This window comes from Streptomyces sp. NPDC059718, from assembly GCF_042733315.1.
GTDB lineage: Bacteria > Actinomycetota > Actinomycetes > Streptomycetales > Streptomycetaceae > Actinacidiphila.
This window is the reverse complement of the sequence record NZ_JBHWGA010000013.1, coordinates 145,904-157,347: the sequence shown is the minus strand read 5'-3', so window position 1 is coordinate 157,347 and position 11,444 is coordinate 145,904. Positions and strand designations below refer to the sequence as shown.

At 73.9% G+C, this 11,444-nt stretch carries 7 protein-coding genes; 1 reads left to right on the top strand and 6 read right to left on the bottom strand.

The annotated features are described in order from the left end of the window. Positions 1-128: 128 nt before the first annotated feature. The 5 genes from ACFV3E_RS17365 to ACFV3E_RS17345 form a co-directional block, all read right to left on the bottom strand. On the bottom strand, positions 129-1,244 hold the full coding sequence (locus ACFV3E_RS17365) for an acyltransferase (RefSeq protein ID WP_500535451.1): 1,116 nt from the start codon (positions 1,242-1,244) through the stop codon (positions 129-131). A gap of 6 nt (positions 1,245-1,250) precedes the next feature. After that, positions 1,251-3,560, bottom strand: coding sequence for a glycosyltransferase family 4 protein (locus tag ACFV3E_RS17360; RefSeq protein WP_500535420.1), 2,310 nt, complete (start codon positions 3,558-3,560; stop codon positions 1,251-1,253). Between the two features lie 166 nt (positions 3,561-3,726). After that, entirely contained in the window at positions 3,727-4,620 is an 894-nt protein-coding gene (locus tag ACFV3E_RS17355) for a hypothetical protein (RefSeq protein ID WP_500535419.1), read from the bottom strand. After that, the gene (locus tag ACFV3E_RS17350) at positions 4,617-5,447 is read right to left on the bottom strand and encodes a polyphosphate polymerase domain-containing protein (RefSeq protein ID WP_500535418.1); all 831 of its coding nucleotides are present in this window, start codon (positions 5,445-5,447) and stop codon (positions 4,617-4,619) included. Before ACFV3E_RS17350 ends, ACFV3E_RS17355 begins: the two co-directional genes overlap by 4 nt. Continuing rightward, positions 5,444-6,091, bottom strand: coding sequence for a DUF4956 domain-containing protein (locus ACFV3E_RS17345; RefSeq protein WP_500535417.1), 648 nt, complete (start codon positions 6,089-6,091; stop codon positions 5,444-5,446). The genes ACFV3E_RS17350 and ACFV3E_RS17345 overlap by 4 nt, the downstream gene beginning before the upstream one ends. A gap of 542 nt (positions 6,092-6,633) precedes the next feature. On the opposite strand from ACFV3E_RS17345, the gene ACFV3E_RS17340 reads away from it, so the two are divergent. Then, positions 6,634-7,719, top strand: a complete 1,086-nt coding sequence (locus ACFV3E_RS17340; RefSeq protein ID WP_500535416.1) for an acyltransferase — start codon at positions 6,634-6,636, stop codon at positions 7,717-7,719. Between the two features lie 85 nt (positions 7,720-7,804). Here ACFV3E_RS17340 and mfd read toward each other — a convergent pair whose 3' ends face one another. Then, positions 7,805-11,344, bottom strand: coding sequence for a transcription-repair coupling factor (gene mfd / locus ACFV3E_RS17335; protein ID WP_500535415.1), 3,540 nt, complete (start codon positions 11,342-11,344; stop codon positions 7,805-7,807). Between the last annotated feature and the right edge of the window lie 100 nt (positions 11,345-11,444).

Sequence of the window (11,444 nt, the reverse complement as noted above, 5' to 3'; positions counted from 1 at the left end):
CCGCCGCACCCGGGGCCTTTGCTCACCCCGGGCCGGGGCTGCGCCCCCCGGGGCCCCCCGGCCTGCGGGGGGGGCGCGGTCCCCCCCCCCCGCCGCCCCTCCGTCATGTGCTCCGGTGCCTTCGGGGGTCAGCCCAGCCAGCGGTTGAGCCGCAGGCGCGTCCACAGCAGGCTGGCGGCGAAGGAGAGCACCACGGTCCCCGTCACCAGCAGCGTGATCATGAGGACGGCGCCCGGCCAGCCCGCGTCGGCGGAGACGAGGTGCGGGGCGAGCGCCCGCAGGAACATCAGGTGCACCAGGTAGGCGCCGAAGGCCGCACCGCCGAGCCGGGACACCAGCGGGCGGAGGCGCTCCGGGATGCTGATCCGGTTGAGGGCCATCACCAGCGCGCCCGCCAGGAACGGCACGGCGAGGCCCGCGTAGGGCGAGGGGTAGTGCACCCAGTGCTCGTACGCGACCACCGCGGCCCACGCGCAGACCCCGGCCGCCAGCCACCTCAGCCGCCGGCGGCGGCCGGTGGTGGCCGCGAGCGGCAGCGCGAGCAGCGCGGACCCGGCGGCGGCGTACGCGACCTGGTACGGGGACAGGTTCCACTCGAAGTCGGGCAGGTTCACGTGGAGGACCTTGCCGAGGTCGCCCATGAAGGTCGGCGCGACGGCCAGCAGGACGAGCAGCACGCCCAAGCCCCAGGGCCGCTTCCCCGCCTTGATCAGCGCGGCGAGCGACAGCAGCAGGATCACCGGCACGTAGGCGTACAGGTACCAGAGGTGGTACGCGGGCTGGATCGAGCCGAACAGCGACTCGAAGGCCAGCCGCGGCGTGGGACGGGAGTTGGTGTCCCGGATCCAGTCCCAGGCGAGGTACGCGGCGGTCCACACGCCCATCGGCACCACGATGCGGGTCAGCCGTCCGCGGACCTGCGTGCCGTCCCGGGGGGTCGCGCCGACCAGCACGACCCAGCCGGCGATCGCGAAGAACAGCGGCACCGCGCACCGGGTCAGCCCGTCCGAGACGAGCCCGGTCCAGTAGACGGGCCGGCCGCCGGAGGGCTCGCGGCCCACGGCGTTGAGGAGCTGGCCGGCGGCGTGGCAGACGATGACACCGATGGAGCACAGGACGCGCAGCAGGTCGATGTCGTATCTGTGCTCACGCGGCCGGGTGGCGGGCGCGGTGGGCGCCTCGCCCGTCCCGGTCGCGTGACCGGTGGTGAGGGCGGGGGCGGCGGTGGTCGTCTGGGCGGAGATCGGCGGTCACTCCCGGGTGCGCTCGCGGAGCTCGGCCAGGGTCCGGTCGAGCTCCAGGATCGGATGGTTGCGGAGTACACGGGCACCGTAGGCGAGGGCGTCCGCGGTCCGGCCCGCGCCGGCCAGTTTCCTGACGTGCGCGAGGTGGGCGGCGGGGGTCCGGTCCGTCATCGCGGGCACGGTGGGCAGCGGATCACCGGGCGGGGCGGCCGGGCCGTCCGTGCCCGTCAGCCCCAACGCGAGGTCCATCCGCTCTCCGAACCGGGTGATGTCGAACAGTTCCTGGACCTCCGTGTACCCCGTTTCCTCGACTTCGTCGCCGAGCACGTCGGCGATCGCCGCGAGGGCCGATTCCGGCGTGTACTCGGGGAAACCGCGGTAGCCGCGCACGCCGGAGAGGATCTCGTGCGTGCCGATGCCGTGGTGGCTGACGACCCGCAGGCGCTGCTGCACGGCCTCGACGGCGGCGAGCGGCATGGGGTCGTCCTCGCTGGACAGGAAGAGCACGTCCGACTCGGCCAGCTCCTCGCGGATCCGCCGGCGCGGCAGGGCACCTCGCCAGTCGACGTGGGAGGACAGGAGCGTACGGTCCGACATCGCGCCCATGCGGTGGCCCAGCCAGCTGAAGCGCCAGGGCAGGCCCAGGAGCGCGGCGCGCTCGGCCACCCGTGAGAAGAGGTCGGCGCCCTTGCGGTCCTGCACGGTGCCGACCATGACGATGCGGGGCTCGGCGGACGGCTCCGGGCGGGCACGGCGCACCCCGGGGTCGCGGGGGACGGTGTTGTAGACCACCACGGGGTCCACGGCGCCCTGCTTGCGGTAGTAGTCCGCCTGCGCCCGGGACACGCACAGCAGCCGCAGCCGCGGCAGCAGCTCCAGCAGTCCCTGGTGGCGCTCGGCGTGCTCGACGGCCTCCTTCTCGAAGATGTACTGCGTCACGTGGACGTAGACGGACACCTCCGTGCCGCTGTCGAGCAGCGCGCGGACCACCCGGTTGCCGAGCCAGTGCCGCCAGAAGAAGCCGAAGCTGTTGATCATGACTCGCTCGGCGCCCTTGAGGGCGTTCAGTATCTCGCCGACGTTGGCGAACGCCCCTATGTCGAGGTAGCGCACGTCGACCGGGCCGCGCGAGACCAAGTCCTGGGTGTAGGTCAGGACGGGCAGTGCCACTCCCGTGACGTAGCCGAAATCGGTGCCGAGGACGGCGAGGGAGCGCGGGCGCCACATGCGGGTCCTGATGTCCGCCAGCGCCCGGTCGGCGACGCTCTCCCGGCGGGGGGCGGGGATCGGCGCACCGCCCGCGCGCGCCTCCCGGGGCGCCAGGGGCACGGCCTCCACCACGGCGCTCAGGACGCGCCCGGCCGAGTCGTCACCCAGGTAGAGGAAGTGCTCCACCGGCTCACCCGTGGGGTTGCCCGCGAAGACGCCGTCCACCTTCAGCCGCGTCGCGACCTGCAGGACCTCCTCGACGGAGGCGGTGTTCCGCACCAGGGGGTGCTTGACCGCGGGCAGCAGCCGGTTCTGCTCCCCGGGCATGTGGTGGACGAGCGCCACGCCGGCGCGCAGCACGGCCGGCCAGACGGGCTCGCGGGCGGCGACCACGAGGTCGTAGCCGGACAGCCGTCCGGGTTCCGGCAGCTCGGCGTACTCGTCGACCTCACCGTGGGAGCGCAGCGCCTCGGCGACGTCCGCCAGTCCGTCCAGGACCAGCATCCGCAGGGCCGATCCGGGGGCGCCGGCCCGGCGGCCCGCCTTCACGGTGTGCGCGACACGCAGCAGCTGGGGGTCGTCGCTCAACCCGGGGGCACCGGTGACCACGGCGGGGATGTCGTGCGCCCACGTGCGGTGGACCAGGGCGCGGCCGGTGGCGGGACCGTGCACACAGACGGTGGACGGTCCGCTGTTCCCCCAGGCCAGCGCGGGCTCGCGGCGGGCCGCGGCCAGGTCGCGGTACCGGAAGTCCAGCGGGCGGTCCTGCACGAGGACGACGGGCAGACGGCCGCTCAGGGCGCGGACCACCTGGGCGCCGCCCGGCGTCCGGTCGTCCAGCAGCACGATCCGGTCGACGCCGACTTCCTCCGCGAACCGCCGCATGCGCTCACCGGTCTCGTACGGCAGGTCGGCGGCTCCCACCGGCTCCCCGGCGCGGAACAGCCGGTGCGGCGGCGTGTCGCCGCCGGTATCTCCCCATCCGGCCCGGCCGGCGCCCTCCGACAGGACGATGGTGACGAGGTGCTCCCCGGAGGAGTCGGCGCCGCGCAGCGCGGCGGCGAGGCCGGCGGCCGCGGGGGCCTCGGCGAAGACGGCGATGTGCATGGATCCATTCCGGTTGATGTCCGATATCACCTGCCCGGGCAGACTATGGGACACCGTGGGAGCCGGGGGGTGCGAACCGGATGAACATCGGCCACCTCGGGATGGCGTCCAGGTGAATCTGATGTGGAGGCGCGGTCGCGTCGCAGGTCACGGAGGGTGTCGTGGATCATGCCCGACTCGTCCCGGCGGTGTCCGCCGCCCGGATGTAGTCGCCGACCAGTGCGCCGAGGAGGGCGCCGGCGAGGAGGTCGTCCCGAAGGTGGTCGGCGGTGTAGAGCCGGGCGTGCACCACCTGGACCTGCATCCAGCGGTACTCGGCGGCGCGCCGCGGGGCCAGGGCGGTGAGGACGGCGACGGCCGCGGAGGAGAGGGCCGCGGGCGCCGCCGGGTAGGCGCAGGCGCAATCGGCGGCCGGGGTGGCCTTACGGGCCGGGCCCAGGGCGGGATCGAGGGCGGAGGGACGGGACCGCCGGTAGTGCCCGGCGAGCCGGCCGCTGATCGTGCCGGCCAGCTCCAGCGCCGCGTCCAGGCGGGCCCGGGCGGCTTCGCCCTCGGCGCGGGGCATCAGTTCGCGCCGGTCGTCCAGGTACAGGCGCCAGATGTCCCGCTCCCCGTGGACGGCGAGCCACGCGGCGGCCGTCCGGCCGGCGGCGGTGCGCGTACGGGCGAGACGGCGGACCTGCCCGAGTCCGGCGGCGCGTACGGCTTCGGTGGGCGGATCGGGCACCTGGTCCGCCGCCCAGCGGACGAACGCCGGGTCGTCGCGGGCGGTGCCGTGCCCCGACCGCCACCGGGCGTAGAGCGCGTCGGCGGCCCGCTGCTGCGCGTCGAGCCGCGTGGTCCAGCCGCGCAGTTCGGCGTCCGGGAACAGTGGGGGCGGCGGGTCCTGCTCGATCCGCCGCACCGCGCCGCCCGCCCCGGGGTCCGCGGGGGCGGTGACGTGGGTGCCGATCAGGCCGAGGACCGCCGCGGCCATGGCGGCGACGGCGACGGCCGGGTAGCGGCGGCCCGTACGGGGGGCCCGGGAGCGGACGGGCGCCCTGCGGTGGGCCGTGCTCACCACGCGGGTCCGGCCGGGCCGGGGACCCGGGCCGCCGGTTCGGCGCGCGCGGGGGCGTGGAAGCAGTGCCGCACCAGGCGGCGCACGTCGTTGCCGGGCAGACCCGGGACGAGCAGGGCCTGTCCCACCACGTACTTGCTGAGCGGCAGCGGCCGTACCCCCAGGCCCATCAGCAGCCGGTCGGCGGTGCCCGGACGGGGACCGCCCTTGGTCTCGACGAGGACGAAGCCGTGGTTCAGCGCCGCCGTCGCCCGGCCGCGGTGGCAGGTGAGCCGGCCGTCGAGGGTGACCCGGCTGCCGGCCGCCAGGTCGGCCAGGGCCGCGCGGACGTAGCGGATCTCCCCGGCGGGGGACAGCAGCCCGGAGCGGACCGGGACCCCGGCGGCGCCGAGCACCTCGTCGACGAAGGCGGCCGCCCCGGCGCCGATGAGGCCGTACTCCCGGGCGGCCAGGGTGCGGGCGTGCTTGACCGTGGCGCCGCGGCCGTCCTTGGTCTTGACCTCGACGCGGCACAGCCCGTCCTCGACGTAGAGCCGGGTGCGGACCTTCCAGCGGCGCCTGCGCCCCTGCACATGCGCGTACCAGGCGCCGAGCCCGGCGGTGTCGAAGTACGTGCTGCGGTACCCGGTGGTGCGGCGGCCGCCGACGTCCAGCACGTGGTGCGTCGGCGCCAGGGCGGCGACCAGGCAGCGCGCGGACAGGGCCGGCAGCAGGTACTTGCGGTCGACCCGGTGCTGCAGTGCCGCGGCGGCGTCGACCTCGGCGAGGGTCGCCCCGCGCAGCCGGGCCAGTCCGAGCGCCTCGGCGAAGCCCTCCGGGCCGGTCACACGAGCCTGCTCTCGAGCAGGCTGTCCTGGCCGCCCCGTCCGGTCGCCGGCCCCGCACCGTCGTCCGGCAGCCCCCAGCCCAGGGGCGAGTCGCCGCGGTAGCGGACCGAGACCCGGGTCGTCTCGCGCACGAAGTCGACCTCGTCCACGAGCACCGCCAGCGGTTCCTGGCCGAACCGCAGCACGACCTCCCGGTGGATCGCCGCGGGGTCGGCGTACAGGCGGTCCAGGGTGAGGCGCACCACCCGGGTCGGCCGGTGGGCGTGCGGGTCGTCGACGATCAGGACGGCCGCGAGCAGCAGCACGTCCAGCGCCACGACGAACCAGATCTCGCGCTGCGGCAGGCCCCCGCACAGGGCGATCACCAGCGCCGTGAAGGTGTACGCGACGTCCCGGGCGGTGAAGGCGGTGCTGCGCAGCCGGACCAGGGAGAGCATCCCGAACAGCCCGAAGCCCACCCCGGCCGGGAACGAGCCCGCGCCCATCGCGCTCATCGCCGCGAACAGGCCGACGTTGAGCGCCGTCAGCACCAGCGGCATCTGCGGGGCCGGGCAGCCGCGCCGGTAGAGCAGGCCCACCAGCGCCATGAGGGACAGGACGTCCAGTCCCCCGCGGGCGAGCAGGTCCCAGGGTCCGTGCGTCATGCGCGGCGCCGGGCGGGCGGGTGTGGTCCGGGCACGTGTTCCTCCGGGGGCTGGGTGGTGAGCCCGGGTCCCGGGGATCCGTCCATGGAAAGGGGGATGGGACGGCGGATCCCCGGGCCCGGGAGTCATCGGCGCGCGGGACGGACCACCCCGGCGTGGGCGGGCGTCCCGGCGCCGTCCATCCACGCCGGACGATCCGTCCAGCGATGCCGGACGCTAGCCTCGCGCCCCGCACCGGGCAAGCCGCCCTCCGGCACCTCCGGACGCCGGACCGGGAGGGAAACACCAGGCGGGACGAGGGGACCCGGCGTCACTCACGCGTTCCGGCCGTCGGACAATGACACCCGAAGGGGTGAGGGAAAGCCCGCCCCGCTGACGCCGGACGAACCCCCCGCCACATCAGGGCGAATCACGGGTGAACGGGCATACCGCCGCGGCCACCGGGGCCGCCCGCCGGACCGAGACCGTTCCGATACCGCCAGGCCCCGGGGAGTTGGGCGACCGTTCGGTTCCACGACACCCCCGTGCCCGATCATCACGCGGTGTCGAATGAAACAGCCGTGCGACTGCCGTTGCAGCGCAGTTCCGCCTCCCCCGGACACTCCGCCGACGCGCGGGAACACCGCTACGACATCGACCTGATGCGGTTGCTGTGCTCCGCCACCGTCATGCTGGGGCACGTGGGCTCCCAGTTCATCCGCTCCACCGGGAACGACGCGTCGCACGGGGCCGCGACGTACTGGGCGGGGCACGTGGCCGAGGCGGTCAACCCCTTCGCGGTGCCCATGTACTTCGCCATCGCCGGATGGGCGGTGCTGGTCGGCGCCCCGCCGCGGGACAGCGCCCGGATGTGGCAGAGGATCGTCCGCAACACCGTCCCGCTCTTCGCGTGGACGGCGGTCTACCTGGTGTGGGCCTGGCTGCGGGACCGCAACGAGCGGCCCATGACCGAGCTCGCGAGGGACTCGCTCCTCGGCTCCGTGCAGCCCGCCTACCACCTGTGGTTCATGTACAACTACATCCCGATCATCGTGCTGCTCGCCTTCGCGATGCTGATCAAGGACGGCAAGCGGCCCTGGGGGCTGGGGGCGACGCTGCTGGGCATCGCGGTCCTGCCGAGCGTCATCTCCCTGGTCTCGGACCTGACCCACACCGACCTGCCCCCCGTGGCCTGGGGCTTCGGCACCTACTCCCTGGTGTACGCGGTCGGCGGCGCCATGCTCTTCGCCCTGCCGGCCGGCGCCGTCCCGTGGCGCCGGTGGCTGGCCGTGCTGCTGCCGTTCACCATGGCCGCGTGCCTCTGGTACAACACGCGGGTCCACTACGTGATCCCCAACGCCCACCTGTTCGTGGCCGCGATGAGCGTCTGCGTCCTGCTGCTGGTCAGCCGGATCCGCGTCCCGGAGCGTTTCCGGCCGCGCCTGAAGCACCTGGCCGGCGCGGCGCTGGGCGCGTACATGGTGCACGTGCTCTTCGTCGAGGAACTCGTCCACCGCGTGGTCTCGCCGGACCTGAGCGGGCCGGTGGCCGCGGTGCTGCTGGTCGGGCTGGTCCTGGCGGTGATGGTGCTCTCGTTCTCCACCAGCCTGCTGTGGGGCCGGCTGAACCTGCGGCGCCTGCTGGGCTGAACCGCGGGAAACCTCCGGGGCGAAAGGGCCCCGTCCGCGCATCTCGACCTCGCGCGGACGGGGCCCTTTCGCGTCCCCCGAGGCTTCAGTTGTCCAGGACCGCGGTCAGCAACTCCGCCGTCCACGCGAGCAGTTCCCGGCCGACCACCGGCTTGCCGCCGATCCGCGCCGTGGTGGGGCGCGGCACCAGGATCTGCTTGGCCGCCTGCTTCACGACCGTGCGGGGGTAGAGGCGGTTCAGCCGCAGCTCCTGCGACTCGCGCAACTCGACCGGCGAGAAGCGCACGTTGTTGCCCTGCAGGGTGATGTCGCAGACCCCCAGACGGCGGGCCAGCAGCCGCAGCCCGGCGACCAGCAGCAGGTTCTCCACCGGCTCCGGGAGCTTGCCGTAGCGGTCGGTGAGCTCCTCACGGACGGCCTTGATGTCCTCCTCGGAGTTCACCGCGGCGATCGACCGGTACGCCTGCAGACGCAGCCGCTCGCCGGGCGCGTAGTCGTGCGGGACGTGCGCGTCGACCGGCAGCTCGACCTTCACCTCCAGCGGGGCCTCCTCGACCTCGCCGCCGCCCGCCTCCAGGCCGGCCCGGTAGTCGGCGACGGCCTCGCCGACCATGCGGATGTACAGGTCGAAGCCGACGCCCGCGATGTGCCCGGACTGCTCGCCGCCGAGCAGATTGCCCGCGCCGCGGATCTCCAGGTCCTTCATGGCGACGTACATGCCGGCGCCCATCTCGGTGTGCTGGGCGATCGTCGCCAGCCGCTCGTGGGCGGTCTCGGTGAGCGGCTTCTCCGGCGGGTACAGGAAGTAGGCGTAACCGCGCTCGCGGCTGCGGCCGACCCGGCCCCGCAGCTGGTGCAGCTGGGAGAGGCCGAAGTTGTCGCCCCGCTCGACGATGAGGGTGTTGGCGTTGGAGATGTCGATGCCCGACTCGACGATCGTCGTGGAGACCAGCACGTCGAACTTCTTCTCCCAGAAGTCCACCACGACCTGCTCCAGCGCCGACTCGCCCATCTGCCCGTGCGCGGTGGCGATCCGCGCCTCGGGGACCAGGTCGCGCAGCCGCGCGGCGGCCTTGTCGATGCTCTCCACCCGGTTGTGGATGTAGAAGGCCTGGCCCTCGCGCAGCAGTTCGCGGCGGACCGCGGCGGCGATCTGCTTCTCCTCGTACGGGCCGACGAAGGTCAGCACCGGGTGCCGCTCCTCCGGCGGGGTCGTGATCGTCGACATCTCGCGGATGCCCGTGACCGCCATCTCCAATGTGCGCGGGATGGGCGTGGCGGACATGGTCAGCACGTCGACGTTGGCGCGGAGCTTCTTCAGCTGCTCCTTGTGCTCCACGCCGAAGCGCTGCTCCTCGTCGACGATGACCAGGCCCAGGTCCTTGAACTTGGTCTCCGAGGAGAACAGGCGGTGGGTGCCGATGACGACGTCCACGGACCCCTCGCGCAGGCCCTCCAGGACCGCCTTGGCCTCGCTGTCGCTCTGGAACCGGGACAGCGCCTTCACCACGACCGGGAACTGCGAGTAGCGCTCGGAGAAGGTGCCGAAGTGCTGCTGCACCAGCAGCGTGGTGGGCACCAGGACGGCGACCTGCTTGCCGTCCTGCACCGCCTTGAAGGCCGCCCGCACCGCGATCTCGGTCTTGCCGTAGCCGACGTCGCCGCAGATCAGCCGGTCCATCGGGACCGACTTCTCCATGTCCTCCTTGACCTCGGCGATCGTGGTGAGCTGGTCCGGGGTCTCCGCGTACGGGAACGCGTCCTCCAGCTCCCGCTGCCAGGGGGTGTCCGGCGCGAAGGTGTGGCCGGGCGCGGCCATGCGGGCGGAGTACAGGCGGATCAGGTCCGCGGCGATCTCCTTGACCGCCTTCTTGGCGCGCGCCTTGGTCTTCGTCCAGTCCGCGCCGCCGAGGCGGTGCAGCGAGGGCGCCTCGCCGCCGACGTACTTGGTGATCTGCTCCAGCTGGTCGGTCGGCACGAACAGCCGGTCCCCCGGCTGGCCCTTCTTCGCCGGGGCGTACTCGACCACCAGGTACTCACGGGTGGCGCCCTGGACGGTGCGCTGCACCATCTCCACGTAGCGGCCGACGCCGTGCTGCTCGTGCACGATGAAGTCGCCCGCCTGCAGCGTCAGCGGGTCGATGGTCTTGCGGCGCCGGGACGGCATGCGGCCCATGTCCTTGGTGGAGGACTTCTGGCCGGACAGGTCGGTCTCGGTGAGCACCGCGATCTTCAGGGCGGGGTCGACGAAGCCGCTCTCCAGCGAGCCGCAGGCCACATGGACCACGGAGGGCTCGACCGGCCCGTCGAGACCCGTGTCGAGGCGCGCGGCGATGCCCTCGTTGCCCAGCACCTCCACGATGCGGGCGGCGGGACCGTGTCCCTCGGTGACGTAGACCGCGCGCCAGCCTTCGGCGAGCCAGCCCTTGGTGTCGGCCAGCGCCCGGGCGGTGTCGCCCCGGTAGACCTCGGGGGCGTGCATGCCGAGCTTGAGGGTGTCGGCGTCCAGCTCGTCATCGGCCGCGAACGGGCTCACCGACCACCAGGGGACGCCCAGCTCACGGGCCCGGTCGCGCACGTCCGCGATGCTCCACAGCGAGGCCGCGCCCAGGTCGATCGGCGCCTCGCCGCCCCCGGCGGAGGCCGCCCAGGAGGCCTCCAGGAACTCCCGGCTGGTCGCCACCAGGTCGGCGGCCCGGGTACGGACCCGCTCCGGGTCGCAGACCACGGTCATCGACCCGGCCGGAAGCACGTCCAGCAGCAGTTCCATGTCGTCCACCAGCACCGGGGCGAGGGACTCCATGCCCTCCACGGCGATGCCCTGGGCGATCTTGTCCAGCAGTTCGCGCAGCTGCGGGTGCTCCTCGGCCAGCTCGGCGGCGCGCGCCCGCACCTCGTCGGTGAGCAGCAGCTCCCGGCAGGGCGGCGCCCACAGGCCGTGCTCGGCGACCTCCAGCGAGCGCTGGTCGGCCACCTTGAAGTAGCGGATCTCCTCGACGTCGTCGCCCCAGAACTCCACCCGGAGCGGATGCTCCTCGGTGGGCGGGAAGACGTCCAGGATCCCGCCGCGCACGGCGAACTCGCCGCGCTTCTCCACCAGCTCCACCCGGGCGTACGCGGCGGCCGCCAGTGCGTCCACGACGTCGTTCAGATCGGCGGTCGTCCCGGTGCGCAGGGCCACCGGGACCAGATCGCCCAGGCCCTTGACCTGCGGCTGCAGCGCGGAGCGGATCGGCGCGACCACGACGCGTACCGGGCCGGCGGTCGGGTCGTCCTTGCTGGGGTGCGCCAGCCGGCGCAGCACGGCCAGGCGGCGGCCCACGGTGTCCGAGCGGGGCGACAGCCGCTCGTGCGGCAGCGTCTCCCAGGCCGGGTACTCCACGACGGAGTCCTCGGGCAGCAGCGACTGCAGGGCCGCGACCAGGTCCTCGGCCTCGCGGCCGGTCGCCGTCACCGCCAGCAGGGTGCGGCCGGCCCGGGCCGCGAGCGCGGCCAGGGCCAGCGGGCGGGCGGCGGGCGGACCCACCAGGTCGACGTGCGGGCGGTTGCCGTCCGCGGCACCGCGGACCGCCTCCGCGAGCGCGGGGTCGTCCACGACGACGTCGAGCAGACCGTTCAGGCTCATGTGGCTTTCCGTCCCAGAGGCAGACAGGCGGGGCAACGCGAACAGCCCGACGCGTCGAACGAGCCGGGGTGTCCCAGCGTACGACGCTCCGCGGACACCC

What these genes read in the sequence shown, in the direction of transcription:
- ACFV3E_RS17360 (WP_500535420.1), bottom strand. Translation starts at nt 3,560, where the DNA reads ATGCACATCGCCGTCTTCGCCGAGGCCCCCGCGGCCGCCGGCCTCGCC.
- ACFV3E_RS17345 (WP_500535417.1), bottom strand. Translation starts at nt 6,091, where the DNA reads ATGACGCACGGACCCTGGGACCTGCTCGCCCGCGGGGGACTGGACGTC.
- mfd (WP_500535415.1), bottom strand. Translation starts at nt 11,344, where the DNA reads ATGAGCCTGAACGGTCTGCTCGACGTCGTCGTGGACGACCCCGCGCTC.